Origin of the sequence: Microbacterium sp. H1-D42, from assembly GCF_022637555.1 — a bacterium.
In the GTDB taxonomy this organism is placed as follows: Bacteria; Actinomycetota; Actinomycetes; order Actinomycetales; family Microbacteriaceae; genus Microbacterium.
Genome location: NZ_CP093342.1, coordinates 3,255,332 through 3,270,525 on the forward strand (window position 1 = coordinate 3,255,332; position 15,194 = coordinate 3,270,525).

13 protein-coding genes are annotated in these 15,194 nt (G+C 65.0%); 9 read left to right on the top strand and 4 right to left on the bottom strand.

Annotated features, from left to right (window positions below):
• Positions 1-54: 54 nt before the first annotated feature.
• Together MNR00_RS15370 and MNR00_RS15375 are read right to left on the bottom strand one after the other, a co-directional pair.
• Entirely contained in the window at positions 55-1,515 is a 1,461-nt protein-coding gene (locus tag MNR00_RS15370; RefSeq protein ID WP_241926781.1) for a hypothetical protein, read from the bottom strand.
• Between the two features lie 44 nt (positions 1,516-1,559).
• Positions 1,560-2,543 (bottom strand): hydroxyacid dehydrogenase, encoded by a 984-nt coding sequence (locus MNR00_RS15375; RefSeq protein ID WP_241926782.1) that lies wholly within the window; start codon positions 2,541-2,543, stop codon positions 1,560-1,562.
• Positions 2,544-2,696: 153 nt separating this feature from the next.
• Here MNR00_RS15375 and MNR00_RS15380 point away from each other — a divergent pair, with 153 nt between their 5' ends.
• The 9 genes from MNR00_RS15380 (at position 2,697) to MNR00_RS15420 (ending at position 12,289) form a co-directional block, all read left to right on the top strand.
• Positions 2,697-3,983 carry an extracellular solute-binding protein gene (locus tag MNR00_RS15380; protein ID WP_241926783.1) on the top strand — a complete coding sequence of 429 codons (1,287 nt, stop codon included), beginning with the start codon at positions 2,697-2,699 and terminating at the stop codon, positions 3,981-3,983.
• A gap of 2 nt (positions 3,984-3,985) precedes the next feature.
• Positions 3,986-4,963: a sugar ABC transporter permease gene (locus tag MNR00_RS15385; protein ID WP_241926784.1), complete on the top strand. Its 978-nt coding sequence runs from the start codon at positions 3,986-3,988 to the stop codon at positions 4,961-4,963.
• Positions 4,960-5,802, top strand: coding sequence for a carbohydrate ABC transporter permease (locus MNR00_RS15390; protein WP_241926785.1), 843 nt, complete (start codon positions 4,960-4,962; stop codon positions 5,800-5,802). The genes MNR00_RS15385 and MNR00_RS15390 overlap by 4 nt, the downstream gene beginning before the upstream one ends.
• Positions 5,803-5,850: 48 nt before the next feature.
• On the top strand, positions 5,851-6,594 hold the full coding sequence (locus MNR00_RS15395; RefSeq protein WP_241926786.1) for a FadR/GntR family transcriptional regulator: 744 nt from the start codon (positions 5,851-5,853) through the stop codon (positions 6,592-6,594).
• A gap of 173 nt (positions 6,595-6,767) precedes the next feature.
• Complete coding sequence (locus MNR00_RS15400) at positions 6,768-8,030, top strand: extracellular solute-binding protein (protein ID WP_241926787.1); 1,263 nt, start codon at positions 6,768-6,770, stop codon at positions 8,028-8,030.
• A 137-nt stretch (positions 8,031-8,167) separates the two neighbouring features.
• Positions 8,168-8,995, top strand: a complete 828-nt coding sequence (locus tag MNR00_RS15405) for a sugar ABC transporter permease (RefSeq protein WP_241926788.1) — start codon at positions 8,168-8,170, stop codon at positions 8,993-8,995.
• Positions 8,995-9,822, top strand: a complete 828-nt coding sequence (locus tag MNR00_RS15410) for a carbohydrate ABC transporter permease (RefSeq protein ID WP_241926789.1) — start codon at positions 8,995-8,997, stop codon at positions 9,820-9,822. The genes MNR00_RS15405 and MNR00_RS15410 overlap by 1 nt, the downstream gene beginning before the upstream one ends.
• Positions 9,823-9,826: 4 nt before the next feature.
• Positions 9,827-10,153, top strand: a complete 327-nt coding sequence (locus tag MNR00_RS15415) for an L-rhamnose mutarotase (RefSeq protein ID WP_241926790.1) — start codon at positions 9,827-9,829, stop codon at positions 10,151-10,153.
• A gap of 60 nt (positions 10,154-10,213) precedes the next feature.
• Complete coding sequence (locus MNR00_RS15420; RefSeq protein ID WP_241926791.1) at positions 10,214-12,289, top strand: intein-containing Rv2578c family radical SAM protein; 2,076 nt, start codon at positions 10,214-10,216, stop codon at positions 12,287-12,289.
• Positions 12,290-12,298: 9 nt separating this feature from the next.
• Here the strand turns inward: MNR00_RS15420 and MNR00_RS15425 are convergent, their stop codons facing one another.
• Both MNR00_RS15425 and MNR00_RS15430 read right to left on the bottom strand, forming a co-directional pair.
• On the bottom strand, positions 12,299-12,487 hold the full coding sequence (locus tag MNR00_RS15425) for a hypothetical protein (RefSeq protein WP_241926792.1): 189 nt from the start codon (positions 12,485-12,487) through the stop codon (positions 12,299-12,301).
• A gap of 108 nt (positions 12,488-12,595) precedes the next feature.
• Positions 12,596-15,166: a right-handed parallel beta-helix repeat-containing protein gene (locus tag MNR00_RS15430; protein ID WP_241926793.1), complete on the bottom strand. Its 2,571-nt coding sequence runs from the start codon at positions 15,164-15,166 to the stop codon at positions 12,596-12,598.
• Positions 15,167-15,194 lie beyond the last annotated feature (28 nt).

Genomic DNA, 15,194 nt, shown 5'->3' on the forward strand with positions numbered 1-15,194 from the left:
TCGGAGAATCTGGAAACAGCATACATCACATGTATGCGCTTTGCTCCTTGGTGGTCAGGCCGCGCCGACGGGGCCGCGGTACGACAGCGGACCGATCGTGGTGACGTCCATCTGCTGCTCATCGCCGATCAGGTACAGACCGTCGTCGGCCGCGAAGAAGATCGGGACGTCCGGCATGGCGAACTCCTCCGGCAGCGCCGGCTTGTCGGTCCATGCGAAGAACTCGCGAGTGAAGGTGTCGCGATCCTTGCGACCGCGGATGCTGAGATCACCGGCTGTCCACGGACTCATGATCGCCCAGTGCACATCATCTTCGATCCAGTAGGCACGATCCGACAGCAGCACGGAGCGGCGGTCGTGTGCGCCGAAGACGCGATCCCAGAAGTCATCTGGCAGCTCGGTGCCGTGCACGAGCGCCATCAGGTCGTGCGCGTGCCACGCGGTGCTGGGGGCGACGTCGGCTTCGTTGTGCCAGCCGGTGGCCGAGGCGAAGTAGCCGGCCGGCGTCTGGTATTCGGCGTAGGTGCGCAGGCACCGCGCCCGGAAGTCCGCCAGCTCGTCGTCCGGCCCGTCAGCGAGCACCTCATCGATCCCGCGCAGGGTCAGGCCCATCCCGGCGATGAGCATCGGCGTCGTCGAGATGCGCTGCGTGTCGCCGTCGACGTACCAGTAGCGGTGGTAGCGGGTCAGCCCGCGTTCGTCGGTCCACGCCGAGCGAGCGACGTGGCGGCAGATCGCGCGTGCCTCCTCGGCGAAGTCGGGGCGATCGTATCTGCGCGATGCGAGCATCAGCGGCACGACCATCAGACCGTAGTACTCGGCCGGCTCGAGGATGCCGCCGGTCTCGCGATCCGCACCGACGCGGAAGGTTCCAGCGCTGTCGGCGTCGGGAATGCCCCGCACCGAGCACAGCCGGATGAGATCATCCAGGTCGTCGGCGATCTCCGAGTCATAGCGATCGTCGCCGGAGAGCTCGGTGTAACGCAGCTTCACCCAGACGCGCGCGTACTCCTGGTTGCACGTGCCCTCCGCCGTGGGGCGGCCGCCGCCGTAGACGGTGCAGGCGTCGAGGTTCGCGCGGACAGCATCCAGGATCTGCGCGCGCTCCGCCTCGGCGAGGTGACCGCCGGCGGCGGCGAGCCCCTCGAGCAAGCCGATGCTCCCGGCCATGTTGTGGATCAGCCCCGACGTCGCCGACTCCCCCACCTGGAATCCGATGTGCGCATACTGCCCGTCGTCCTGCACGGTGAGCGCCTGGAAGAGCATCATGCGACGCCACAGCTCGAGACCCCGCTCGTCGAACCGGCGGCCGAGCGCCTCGCCGAAGGCGGCGGTAGCAGGCGCCGAGAACGCCTGGTGACCGCTGGTGAAGTCGAGGAACGTGAAGGGGTTGGTGCCCCAGACGCTGTGGTTGTGGAAACCGCGGATCTGCCCGCGATCGCCGACCCAGCTGCGCATCCAGCGCGCGAGCGATGCCACGTCTGGTGCATCCTTCAGCACGTCTTGTTCTCTCACTTCAGCACCTTTCATCGGGGCGGCACGGATCGTTCTGTCAGAAGTCATCGCAGGCTCTCGGCATGTGCGAACGGCTCACCTGCGACGAATCGTCGCACCTCAGCCAGGCAGGCGGCACCGATCCGGTGCATTTCGGTGCCTATGGACCCGGCCACGTGCGGCGTGAGCACCACGTTGGGGAGGTCCCACAGCGGGTCGTCGGCCGGGAGGGGCTCTGGATCGGTCACGTCGAGCACAGCGCGGATGCGACCCGAGCGCAGCTCTCGCGAGAGCGCCGCTGGGTCGACCACGCCGCCGCGCGCGGTGTTGATCAGAGTGGCTCCGTCTCGCAGCATGGCCAGCAGCGCCGCATCGATCTGCCCTCGTGTCTGCGGGAGCAGCGGCTGGTGCAGCGAGACGACGTCGCTCTGCGCGAACACCTCGTTCAGAGTGCCCTGCCGGATGCCGTGGGCGGCGGCCAGTTCATCGGTCATCTCGGGACTGTGGATCACGACGTCGAATGCGAACGGCTTCAGCAGATCGATCAGGGCACGCGCGACCTGCGAGAACCCGACGAGGCCGACGGTGCGTCCGACGTTGCCGAGCGAGGGGTCGTCCTGAGAGCGCTCCGGCACGGACTTCGCGGCGGCGAAGCGACGCGCAGCGCCGAATGTGTCCTTGCCGGAGAGCAGGATCATCGCCAGCGCGTACTCCGCGACCGGCACAGCATTGGCGGCCCTCGCGTTGGCGGCGGCGAGGTCGCGTGCGACCCAGCCATCGACGTCGCGCAGACAGGTCGCGGCGACGCCACCGGCGTAGACGATCCCGCGCAGCCTCGGAGCGTCATCTGGAGCGACGAGCGGCGCACCCCATCCTGCGATCAGCAGTTCGGCATCGGCGAGTGCGACACGGCTGCGATCGTCGAGCTCGGTGATGACCGTCGCAACGTCAAGGCGCACGAGATCATCGAGCTCGGCGAGCATGTCGGCGGTGAAGATCTGCCGGGGCAAGCTCACCGGGTTCATGGCGAACACGGCCTTGATCATCATGTTCTCCTTCTGCTCGGCGCTGAACGTGGCGGGACCCTCGGTCGAAGCGACGGGATAGCGCTTTCCATCCTAAGCGATCATATGTATGATGAGTTACCAATCAAGGTATCCCGATTTACCCGCGGGGTGCCACCTGCACTCAAGGAGACGAAGATGTCCGCAAACATGCGACGTCGCATTGGATGGATCACGATCGCGACTGCGTCCGCCCTGGCGCTCACCGCCTGCGCACCCACCGCAAGCGACGAGCAGCCGAGCACTGACGGCGAGGTGGGCGGCGAGATTCGCATGCTCGTCAACATCACCGACAACCTCACCCAGGACAAGTGGGAGGCCCTGGTCGCCCCGTTCGAGGAGGAGACCGGCGTGAAGGTCAAGATCGAGGGCCCCACCGGCCAGTCGGTCGCCGAGTCGTTCCCCACCCTGCTGGCGGCGGGCACCGCCCCCGACGTGATCCAGTCGGTCTTCCCGACGACGGACACCGCTCCCGAGATCCTCGACCTGACCGACTTCGACTGGGCGGCCGAGACGCCGATGGCCGACACGTACGCCACGGACGGCAAGATCAACGTCGTCGGCGTCGGCATGCAGGCGCAGTCGGTGCTCTACTACAACAAGGACCTCTTCGCCGCAGCGGGCATCACTGAGACGCCGAAGACCTGGGATGAGTTCGACGCGGCGCTCGAGGCACTGGCCGCCTCAGGTGTCAAGACGCCCATCGCCTTCGCGGGCGACTGGGCCACCGGCGTGCAGACGCAGCAGATCTGGCACCCGCAGCAGAATGTCACCACTCCGCACTGGCAGAGTGCCGTCGCCGACGGTGACAGCAGCCTCTCCGAGCAGTTCGAGCCGCTGTTCGAGCACCTTTCCGATTGGATCGATGCCGGCTACACCACGGCAGACGACGTCGCCACCGACTCAGGAACGCACGAGGCGAACTTCATCGCCGGCAACGTGGGCATCTACCCGATGGGCTCGTGGTTCAGCACCACGCTGGCCGGCACTCCGCCGGAGTTCGAGGTGGGCGTGTTCTCGCCGCCTGTCGACGACGCCACTGCCTACCCCGGGCCGATGGGCGCCACGATGGCCTCTCCGTACATGATCTGGAAGGGTTCGAAGAACCTCTCCTCGGCTGCCGCGCTGGTCGAGTACCTGGTCACGGACGAGGATGCCATCGCCACCGCCGCGACCATGGATGACTTCAGCCGTCCCGGCCTCGACGTCTCGACCAACGAGTACGCCGGTCTCGTGCAGCAGCTGATCGACGACGCGCCGTCGCTCGCCGTCCCCGGCAACCAGACCGTCGGCGACGACGCGCTGCCCGTGGCGGGCTTCAACCCGAAGTTCACCGAGCTGGCGCAGACCCTCTGGCAGGGCACGTCGGCTGCAGACGTCGCAGCGAACCTCGACGCATGGTTCGAGGCCGAGAGGACTGAGTGAGCGTGACCAACGACACGGTCACCGGCATCGCCCGCACCGCGGGTCGGCGAGGATTCTCGCCGGCCCGCGGTCGGGTGCCCGCCCGCAGACGCCCCATCTCGGCGCGCCTGCTCGACGGCGCGCTGACGCTGCCCGCACTGGCGATCTACATCGTGCTGATGGTCGTGCCGGTCGGATACGCGGTCTACTACTCGTTCACCACGTATAACGGCATCCCCTCCCAGAGCCCGACGTGGGTCGGCCTGGACAACTACCGCAGGATCTTCGAGGACCCTGCCAACGAGATGCACTCCTCGGTCATGGTCACCGCGACGATCGCCATCGTCGGCTCGCTCCTGGTGAACGCGATCGCACTCGGCCTCGCACTTCTGCTGCAGCGCAAGAGCCGCTTCAACAGCTTCGGCCGCGCGGTGATGTTCTACCCGCACGTGCTCTCGGCGCTCATCGTGGGCTTCCTCTGGCAGGCGCTGCTCGGCCCGCAGGGTGCTATCAATGCGCTCATGGAGACGATGATGGGCTCGCGCCTGCCGTTCCTCTCCGATCCGACGTGGGCGCTGTGGACGCTCATCGGCGTGATCGTGTGGGCGCAGTTCGGCGTCCAGCTGGTGTTGTACATCGCCGGCCTGCAGGCGGTCTCGGTCGACCTGCTGGAGGCCGCCCGGATCGACGGCGCCAGCCGATTCCAGGTGTTCCGGCACGTGACGTGGCCGGCCCTCGCGTCGACGGTGACCGTGACGATCATCACCTCGGTGCTCTCGCTGCTCAAGGCGTATGACGTCGTGCTCGGCCTGACCAACGGTGGCCCTGGCGGCGCCACGCAGACCTGGGCGTACGAGATCCTCGCCGTGTCCTTCCCGAACAACAAGGTCGGCCTCGCGTCTGCACAGGCAGTGCTGCTGATCATCGCGGCCGGCATCCTCTCCTTCTCCATCATCGCCATGCGTCGCAAGGCCGAATCCGGATCGGAGGCCGTCGGATGAAGCGCTCGCGCCGCATGTCCACCGCCCTGCGCATCACGTTCCTCGGGCTGCTGTCCGCCGCGATGCTCGTGCCGATGTACATCCTCGTCATCAACGCCTTCAAGCCGCAGCAGGACATCCTGCTGTCGCCCCTGACGATCAACCCCGAGACCGCCACGACCGAGTTTCTCGCCGCGGCGTGGAACAGCACGCAGTTCCCGGTCGTGGAGGGTTACATCTTCACGATCTTCCTCGTGATCGCGTGCAACCTCGTCTCGATCGGCGTGTCCATCCCCGCCGCCTACGTGATCGCGCGCACTCCGGGCTTCGTGTTCGCAGCCATGCTGATGTTCTTCGTCGCCGGAATGTTCATCCCCTCGCAGATCATCCTCGTGCCGACCATCTTCGTGCTCAAGGCCCTGGGCCTGATGGGCACGGTGCCAGGCCTGGTGCTGTTCATGTCGGCCACGATGATCCCGTTCACGCTGTTCATCTTCAGCGGATACATCCGCATGCTGCCTCGGTCGCTCGATGAGGCAGCGGCGATCGACGGGGCAGGCAGGCTTCGCATCATCTGGACCATCGTGTTCCCGCTGATGAAGCCGATCGTCGCCACCGCGTTCATCCTCAACGCCCTGAGCGCCTGGAACGACTTCGTCAGTCCGCAGCTCATCCTCGGGCCAGGGTCCACCGCGAAGACGATCACCACCGGCGTGTACGCCGCGGTCTCGTCGTACAGCACGAACTACGAGATCGTCTTCCCCACGCTGCTGCTCGCCGTGGCGCCGATCCTGGTGATCTTCATCGCGATGCAGCGCTTCATCATGGGCGGACTCGCCAGTGGCGCCGTCAAGGGCTAGGCGCCGCGTCACCGTCCACAACCGGACCCGAACAATAGAGTGTGAATCATGAGTGCCCCATTCCAGACCACTGAGGGACGCACCCGTGCGCCGATCGAGCGCATCGGCGCGACGGTCCTGAACGACCTCGTGCAGTCGATCGTCGCCGGCGAGCTGTCCTCGGGCGACGTGATGCCGCCGGAGAGCGTGCTCAGCACGCAGTTCGGCGTGAGCCGGACGGTCATCCGTGAATCGATGAAGCGGCTCCAGGAGAAGGGCATGGTCACCGTCGCGCAGGGACGCGGCACGCACGTGAACCCTTCGACGAGCTGGAACGTGCTCGACCCGCTGGTGCTCTCGACGATGATCGGCAACGACTCCACCCTCGGGGTGCTGGATGACCTCAGCATCGTCCGTGGAGCGCTCGAGGCCGAGATGGCCGCATCAGCAGCATCCGCCGCAGGTCCCGACGATCACGCGCGCCTGCGCGATTCGCTCGCGGCGATGTCGGAGCGGATCGACGACTCCGCGGGATTCCGTGAGGCCGACGTCCGGTTCCACATCGCCGTGATGGAGCTGTCGGACAACACCCTCGCCGAGAACATCGCGCGCGTGCTGATCGCGCACGCTGTGGGGAGCAACCGGTACACCGGCGTCGACCCGGAGCACGCATTCGAGATCACCCTCGGCGAGCACGAGCGGATCATCGAGGCGATCGAGACCGGCGATGTGGAGGCCGCTCGATCGGCGATGAGCGCGCACATCCTCGGCTCGTGGGAGCGCAGGCGCCTGCCATCCGAGCGGCGCAAGTAGAGCTGAACGCAGAGAGGGACCCGAGCGATCGGGTCCCTCTTCTGTTGTGCGCCGGCCGTTTCACGCGTTCGGAACATCGGTCATGTGATGTTTGTTGACGTAGGTTGTCAGACGTAGTACATTTCAAGCATTGCCCTGCACCCGGGACCCGAATATCTCTGAGAGGGATCGCAATGAAGCGAAAGATCGCTGCCGTCGCCATCGTCGGCACCGTCGCACTGACCTTGACCGCCTGCGGCGGAGCCGCACCCGCCGGCACCTCCGGCGGCGATACGAAGAGCGACAAGCTCGTCGTGTGGAACTGGGGCGAGGCGGATGCTGCCGCAACGGCCTACTACGACGACATCACCGCCGCATTCAAGAAGGTGCGGCCGGATGTCGAAGTCGAGATCGTGCACCAGCCGTTCGACCAGTACTACACCCTGCTCGGCAGCGCAGTGGAGGCCGGCACCGGCCCCGATGTCGCGCTGTTCAACGGCGGCACGCAGCTGAAGAGCCGCACCGACATGCTGGTGCCCATCACGAGCGAGATGGCCGACCTCGAGGACACCCTGGCCGGCTGGCCGGCCTTCCAGGCAGACGGCGAGACCTACTCCGCCCCGATGTTCCTGCAGGGCTTCCCGATCTACTACAACAAGGCCCTGTTCGACTCCGCCGGACTCGATGCTGACACCCCGCCCGCCAGCTGGGACGAGCTGACAGCGGCGTGCAGCGCTGTGCTGGACAAGACCGACGCCTCGTGCTTCGCACTGGGCAACAAGGAGGGCCTCGGCATCGAGTTCTTCCTCTCGGGCTTCGGCTCGGGCATCTTCACCCCTGACGAGTACGACGCCTGGATCGACGGGAAGCACGACTGGACCAGTGCGCACGCCAAGCAGGTGCTGCAGCTCTGGGCGGATTCCGCTGCCGACGGCTGGTACAACGACGGCGCGAACTCCACGGCCATGTTCAACGATTCATTCGACCTCTTCTCGGCCGGCAAGGCCGCCATGGTCATCGGCCTGATGAGCGACACCGCGCACTGGAAGCAGTTCGACGAGTTCCTCGGGGCGGACCTCGGGTTCATGATGCCCGTTGCCGTGAACGACGGCGCGACCGTGGCACTCCCCGCCGAAGGCGGCATCGGCTACGGCGTGCTCAACGAGAAGAAGAAGGATCTGGCAGTCGACTGGATCAAGGCGACAGTCGACAAGGATGCGCTCTCGAACTACTCCCTCGCCGGTGGCCAGATCGCTTCGGACACCACGGTCGAGCTCGACACCGACATCGCTGCCGCCAATGACATCGTCGCTGAACTCGGTGGCAGCAAGCCGCTGCTGCACACGGCACTCGACGCCGAGACGCTCGACCTGCTGCACCGCCTCGGCCAGCAGCTGATCGGCGGCGAGGTCACGGTCGACGAGGCCGCCGAGCAGCTGGCAGCGTCGGAGGGCTGATCGCGTTGTCGATCGACACCACCTCGACCCGGAGTCTTGTCCTCAAGGAGGGCAGGGCTCCGGGCCCACGCCGCAGTCTCCCCGACGCCCCGCGCCGTCGCAGGCCCTGGACCCTGGATCGCCTCGCGCCCTATCTGATGGTGCTGCCGGTCATCCTCATCCTCGTCATCTTCCGGCTGTACCCGCTGATCCTCGGCGTGAACTTCTCCTTCACGGGCGACAAGGAGCTCAACGGTCAGTTCGTCGGACTCGACAACTACGTCACGCTCCTCGGCGATGCGCGGTTCCGCGCCTCGGCGGTCAACGTGCTCGTCGTGCTGCTGTTCGTGCCGCTCCAGGTGTTCGTCGCGGGCATCCTGGCCACCTTCGTGTTCCTCAAGGTGCCTGGCCACAGCTTCTTCCGCAGCGTCTACTTCCTGCCCGTGGTGCTCTCCCCGATCATCATCGGCGCGATCTTCAACATCATCCTCGCCGCGAACGGACCGCTCAACGCCGCGCTCGGCGTCATCAACCTGCCTGGCGTCGACTGGCTCGGCCTGCGCGCGACGGCTCTGCCCACGGTTCTCGTGGTGCACATCTGGGCCACCTTCGGCATGGCGTTCACGATCTTCCTCGCCGGCTTCGCCACCTTGGATGCTGAGCTGCTCGACGCCGCGAAGATCGACGGCGCCAACATGCGCCAGCAGGTCGTGCACGTGATCATCCCCAGCCTCAGCCAGACCATCCAGTTCGTCTTCGTCACGACCACGATCGGCATGCTGACCGGCCTGTTCGGCCTGCTGTACACGATGACGGCGGGCGGCCCCGGAGCCGCGAGCTACCTGCCCGAGTTCCTCATCTGGAAGCTCACCGGCGAAGCGCGCCCCGCCCTGGCATCCGCCGCTTCTGTCTTCCTGCTGCTGATCGTTCTCGTGATCGGCCTGATCCAGATCCGCGTGCTCCGCCGCGCGACCAAGGAGTCATGATGCGCAGAGAACGCACAGTGAAATGGATCATCGCCATCCCGATGATGCTGCTGGCCATCGCGACGATCTACCCGATGCTCTTCTCGCTGAACATCGCTCTGAAGACGCGCAAGGACTACGTGCTTGATCGCCTCGGACTGACCCAGACGTTCCATATTCAGAACTTCATCGACGCCTGGACCCAGGCCGACATGGGGCGATACTTCCTGAACACGATCATCGTCACTGTGTGCTCGGTCACACTCCTGCTGGTGCTCGCCTCGATGTGCGGGTACGCGCTCAGCCATCTGACCTTCCGCGGCAGCCGCGTCGCCTTCCTGGTGATCCTCGCGATGATGATGATCCCGTTCCAGGTGATCATGGTCCCGACGATCAAGATGCTCAGCGACATGGGACTGGTCAACACCTTCCCGGGCCTCATCCTGGTGTACGTCGCACAGTTCCTGCCGTTCACGGTCTACTTCATGACCGCGTACTACTCCGGGATCCCGAAGGAGCTCACCGAGGCCGCCCGGGTGGACGGCAACGGGCTGTTCGGGGCGTGGTGGCGCATCATGGTGCCGATCGGCAAGCCGGCACTGGTGTCCATGGGCATCCTCAACGCGCTGTTCGTGTGGAATGACATCCTCATCGCCCTGATGATCATGCAGTCACCGCAGAATCGCACGGTGATGGTTGGCGTGAGCGGTCTTCGCGGCCAGTACCCGGACAACGTGCCCACGTACGTCGCCGGTGTGCTGCTGACGGTGGTGCCGCTGATCATCGTGTACCTCGTCTTCCAGCGGCAGATCACCTCCGGCGTCACCGCCGGCGCGACGAAGGGCTGACGACATGAGCCGCCGATTCGGGATGATCGCGCGCCTCCGACCGGAGAAGCGTCAGGAGTACATCGACCTGCATGCGGCCGCCTGGCCGCAGGTCGAGGCGACGATCACCGCGACGGGCATCCGCAACTTCTCGATCTTCCTCACCGGCGACGTGATCGTCGGATACTTCGAGTACGTCGGCTCGGATTACGCGGCCGATCAGGCGATCATGGCCGCAGATGAGGCCACGCAGCTGTGGTGGGCACGGACGGGGCCGTGCCAGCTGCCTTTCCACGAGGAATCGACGGCTCCCAATTGGGAGATGCTCGAAGAGATCTGGCACCTGGACTGACCTCGAAACTCCGTTCGCACACCACTTGACATTGCGTCGCTCATTTGTTCGAATGATGGGATGCGGTGGCAGGGACAGACTCTCGAAGATGTGGATGCTGACGCGCTGCCCGGTCTAGAGAATCGCACCGGCATCGTGCGGTCGGTGACCACGCCGGAGTTCGCCGGGATGACCTTCCACGAGATCCTGGCGAAGTCGGCGCTGAACTCGGTACCCGGCCCGTCGAAGATGCCGTTCAGCTGGACCATCAATCCGTACCGTGGATGCAGTCATGCGTGCGTTTACTGCCTGGACCCAAGCACGCTGATCTTGTGCGCCGACGGGAGGCAGCGATCTCTGCGTGACCTCGACATCGGTGACGAGATCATCGGCACGAAGAAGCAGGGAGCGTACCGCCGCTACGTCAGGACACGCGTCGAAGCGAAGTGGCATACGTCCAAGCCCGCCTACCGGGTGATGCTCGCAGATGGCACCTCACTCATCGCGAGTGGAGACCATCGCTTCCTGACGGACCGCGGCTGGAAGTACGTGCAAGATGTCGAGGGCGGCCAGCGTCCCCACCTGACCACCAACAACCGGTTGATGGGATTCGGCATCGGCGGGTCGACCCTTGGGGCCTCCGAACGCGACATCGACTATCGCCGCGGATACCTCGCCGGCATGATCCGAGGAGACGAGGCATCGTTTCACGGCGATCACCGAGTCAGGAACCTGACGAGGCGAATCAATTCATTTCGTCTGGCACTCATCGATGAAGAAGCACTCGACCGCACACGGGCTTACCTTGCAGAGGAAGGGATCACGACGCACACTCGCCCCTTCGCGCAGCAGACAGCTACTCGCAGCGCGATGGACGCGATCCACACCGCGTCTGCAATGAATGTCGCGCACATTGAGGCACTGACACTCACGCCGGAACAGCCTTCCCGAGATTGGCGGAGGGGATTCCTCGGTGGAATCTTCGACGCCGAGGGAAGCTGCTCGCGCGGCATCCTCAGGATCAGCAACAAGGACCCAGAGATCCTTGACCTGATCTGCTCAAGCTGCGACGTTCTCGAAATTTCGTATGTTCTGGAAGGTCCGCGTCAAAACGGCGTGTCAGACGTGCGGGTGCGTGGGGGGCTGGCCATGCGCCAGAAGTTTTTCACTGCCGCAGCTCCCGCGATCACCCGCAAGCTCGATCTCGAAGGTACGGCCGTGAAGACGGCATCCGACCTGCGCGTCGAATCGATCGAACCGCTCGTGGGTGAACGCGAGCTCATCGACATCACCACGGGAACCGGCGACTTCATCGCCAATGGCGTGATCAGCCACAACTGCTTCGCCCGCGGAACCCACGAGTATCTGGATCTCGACGGCGGCGCAGACTTCGACTCGCAGATCGTCGTGAAGACCAACATCGTCGAGGTGCTGGGGCGTGAGCTGCGTCGAGGGTCGTGGCAGCACGAGACGGTCGCGCTGGGCACCAACACCGACCCGTACCAGCGGGCGGAGGGGCGCTACAAGCTCATGCCGGGGATCATCCGCGCACTGGCCGACTCCGGCACGCCGTTCTCGATCCTCACCAAGGGCACGCTGGTGCGGCGCGACATCCCGCTGCTCGTCGAGGCGGCGAGACAGGTGCCGATCGACGTGCAGATGTCGATCGCGATGTACGACGACGACCTGCAGCACTCGATCGAGCCGGGCACGCCCTCGACGCAGGCACGGCTCGACACCGTGAGTGCGCTGTCGGATGCCGGGTTCCGCGTCGGCGTCTTCCTCATGCCGGTGCTGCCGCACCTCACCGACTCGGTCGCCGCGATCGACGAGGCGCTGAAGCGGATCAAGGCGACCGGCGCCGACCACGTCATCTACGGCTCTCTTCATCTGCGCCCCGGGGTCAAGCCCTGGTTCTTCCAGTGGCTGCAGCGAGAGCATCCGGAGCTGCTGTCGTCGTATCGGGGACTGTATCCGGGCATCTCAGCCGAAGCCCCGAAGGCGTACGGGCAGTGGCTGGCGAAGCGGATGCGGCCGATGATCCGAATGCACGGCCTGGAGGCGCGCGATTCGGCGAACGCCCGGCCCGCGCGACGGATGGCGCCGCGCCCAGTCACCGCGCCAGCTGCCGCCGCACCGGCCGAGATGCTGTTCTGACGACGCGACTCAGTGTCGCTGCTGCTTCAGCGGCTCGGTCCAGATCACCAGGAAGAACAGCGCCAGCGGGCCGAATATCAGCGTCATCAGGAACCACCAGAACTTGCCACGACCTTGAAGCCCCGCCAGTCCACCGCCGAGCAAGGCGATCGAGAACCATGCCGTACCGGCCATCGAGGCCACCTGCTGCCATTCCATGCCGACAGCCTATTGGCCGTGGGCTGCGCCCCTAGTCCGAACCCCGGCGACGACACGACGAAGCCGTCGGATCCGAGCCCGATTGGACTCGAATCCGACGGCAGCGATTCACTTCAGTACGAACTTGACCTGTGCGGTGTTGCCCGCGACATCGTGCACGGTCAGGGTGTTCTCGCCGCTGACAGCACCCAGCGTGCCTGCCTTGACGGCGTTGACGTCCGACCACACGGCGTCCGTGAGATCCTTCTCGACGCCGTTGATATCGACGCGGTCGATCTTGCCCTGGTCGTGCAACTTGAAGCTGACGACGTCATAGCCGCTGTCGTCACCCTCCGTGAACTCAGCACCATCCTTCACAGTCGCCGTCGGGGCCGTGGTGTCGATGGTGAATTCGTAGACACCGGTCGCCGAGGTGTTGCCGGCCACGTCCCTCGAGTTGTACTTGACGGTGTAGTCCCCGTCGGGGAGATCAAGCGCTGCCTTGTGACTGGCCGAGGTGGCGCCGTCGATCTTCGCCTGCGTGCTCTTGACGAGCGCACCGCCCTTGTAGACATTGGCGACGATGCGATCCAGTCCGCCACGGTCAGCGGCATCCACCCTCAACTCGACGCCGGAGTGAGGTCCGGCCGATGTCGGCGACACCAACACCGACACAGGGCGCTCGCCGTTCTCGGTCCGCGCGCCGGCTTCAGCCATGACGATCTTCGCCTCGCCCGGCCAGTCCTCTCGCTCCACCTCATTGAGGTCGACGTTGTCGGTCCAGTAGGTGCGGTACTCGGGCTCGCGCACGTACCGCTCGCGTCCACCGTCCCACCAGTTGCTGACGAAGTTCAGGTCAAGCGTGTTGAAGATCTCTGGCCCCTCGGTGTCGGCGTTGACGTAGATGTAGCGGCTGCTGCCGAGGATGACGTTCTCACGCGTCTCGATGTAGCGCGACCCCTGGTCGATGAGTATCCCGAACGTCTCGCGACTGTCGTAGATGTAGTTGCGCTCGATCACTGTTCCCTGGCTCGCTGACAGCGTGTAGATGCTGCCGCCATCGTGCATCTCGTTCTTGGTGTCGTAGATCAGGTTGTACGCGACGTGGTTGTCACGGAACGTGGTCGGGGTGTCGTACACCGGCTGGTACTCGTAGAGCCCCGCATCCTTGTAGTACTGATTGCCGCCTGGGTCGTTGATGCCCCAGCCCCAGCCGATGTCGATGCCGTCGTACGGCAGGTCCGTCAGAGTGTTGTGACTGATCTCGGCACGCGTGACGTATGTGGACAGGATTCCGGCGCTGTCGCGATAGCCCTGACCGATCCGCGTGATCAGGTTGTCCTCGATGGTGACGTCGCTGACGATCATGCGTGCGTCAGTCGGGTGGTGCGCGTCCGGCTGGATTCCGCCGACGACGATCCCCGAACCGGCGATCTCCTGGAACGTGTTTCCAGTGATGTCGATGTCCGCAGCTCCATAGCCCACGCCGGTCGCGTGTGCGTTGGGGTCCATGCCGACGCCGAGTCCGACGGAGCCGAGGCTCTCGAACGTGTTGCCAGCGAAGCCGATCCGAGATGCTGCCGAGACCTGCACAGCGGCCGGGATCTGCCACCATTCGTTCCGGGTCTCCTCGAACTCAGGACAGCCGTCCTGGCACTCGGTCAGGTAGTCATCCGGCACGTCGTAGTCCTTCACGATGTGGGCACCACTCTGCTGATCGGCGTATCCCCACTTCGAGCTCGGCCGATTCCACGTGGTGTCGGCGAACGCGAGCCCCTCGAATCGGAGCCCTGTCACGGGCTTCGCGTAGGTTCCACCGACCTCGATCAGAGTCTCCAGGTGCGGCAGGCGCACGTCGAGCTCTGCCATGTCCTGTCCCGGCGCCGTCTTGTAGTAGACCTGACCGTCATCAGAATCGAGGAACCACTCGCCAGCGCTCTCGAAGAACTCGTAGGCATTCGCGAGGTAGAGCGCCCCGCGGTTGTACGGAGACTTGAGGGTGTCGTAGCCGACGTTGTTGTTCTCCCACGCCGGCTGCACCATGTTGATGGTGTCGCCCTCGATCGAGGCGACCGGCGATACCCGGTCTGTGAACGAGCCCATGCTGACGATCTCAAGAGAACCTTGATTCTGCAAGGCGCTGAGGTCGCCGAACCGGTCATCGAGCAAGTTGATGCCCTGGTCAGTCCACTCCAGGTGCGCCCGATCCTTCTTGTCCTGCGCGAGCAGCATCTGGGTGCGTTTCGCGGACTTGCCATCCACGTACAGCTGACGCGACTGCGTACCAGGGGCCACGTCAGCAACCCAGATGTTCGCAGCGGCATCATGCAGCCGCCAGCCGGAGACCTCGTCTCCTCCTGAGAGGACGACCTTCTCACCGGCTGCGGCCGCCCACGTCACCGTGTGGCCGTCACGCCCGCCGTCCTTCGAATCGAACCGCAGTGGCTCATCCAATTCATACGTGCCGCCGGCCAGGATGACACGGACGTCCTGCTTCGCCCCCTTGTTCTTCACGAACTTCTTGGCGGCCGCGATGCTCTTCACCACCTTGTCGCCGCTGGGCGCAGAGGCTTTGCCGTCGGGGGCGACCACAACGGTCAGTTCATCTGCCGAGGCCAGCGCAGGCGAGGCCGCAATGACTCCGGTTGCTGTCAGTGCTATCGCAGCGAAGATCGCTGGATAGCGATGGGGAATCTTCATCGATACAACTCCATTGTCGGAAGTAAAC

Coding starts and splice junctions, on each gene's coding strand:
- MNR00_RS15375 (WP_241926782.1), bottom strand. CDS start 2,543: ATGATGATCAAGGCCGTGTTCGCCATGAACCCGGTGAGCTTGCCCCGG.
- MNR00_RS15380 (WP_241926783.1), top strand. CDS start 2,697: ATGTCCGCAAACATGCGACGTCGCATTGGATGGATCACGATCGCGACT.
- MNR00_RS15390 (WP_241926785.1), top strand. CDS start 4,960: ATGAAGCGCTCGCGCCGCATGTCCACCGCCCTGCGCATCACGTTCCTC.
- MNR00_RS15395 (WP_241926786.1), top strand. CDS start 5,851: ATGAGTGCCCCATTCCAGACCACTGAGGGACGCACCCGTGCGCCGATC.
- MNR00_RS15400 (WP_241926787.1), top strand. CDS start 6,768: ATGAAGCGAAAGATCGCTGCCGTCGCCATCGTCGGCACCGTCGCACTG.
- MNR00_RS15405 (WP_241926788.1), top strand. CDS start 8,168: ATGGTGCTGCCGGTCATCCTCATCCTCGTCATCTTCCGGCTGTACCCG.
- MNR00_RS15410 (WP_241926789.1), top strand. CDS start 8,995: ATGCGCAGAGAACGCACAGTGAAATGGATCATCGCCATCCCGATGATG.
- MNR00_RS15415 (WP_241926790.1), top strand. CDS start 9,827: ATGAGCCGCCGATTCGGGATGATCGCGCGCCTCCGACCGGAGAAGCGT.
- MNR00_RS15420 (WP_241926791.1), top strand. CDS start 10,214: ATGCGGTGGCAGGGACAGACTCTCGAAGATGTGGATGCTGACGCGCTG.
- MNR00_RS15425 (WP_241926792.1), bottom strand. CDS start 12,487: ATGGAATGGCAGCAGGTGGCCTCGATGGCCGGTACGGCATGGTTCTCG.
- MNR00_RS15430 (WP_241926793.1), bottom strand. CDS start 15,166: ATGAAGATTCCCCATCGCTATCCAGCGATCTTCGCTGCGATAGCACTG.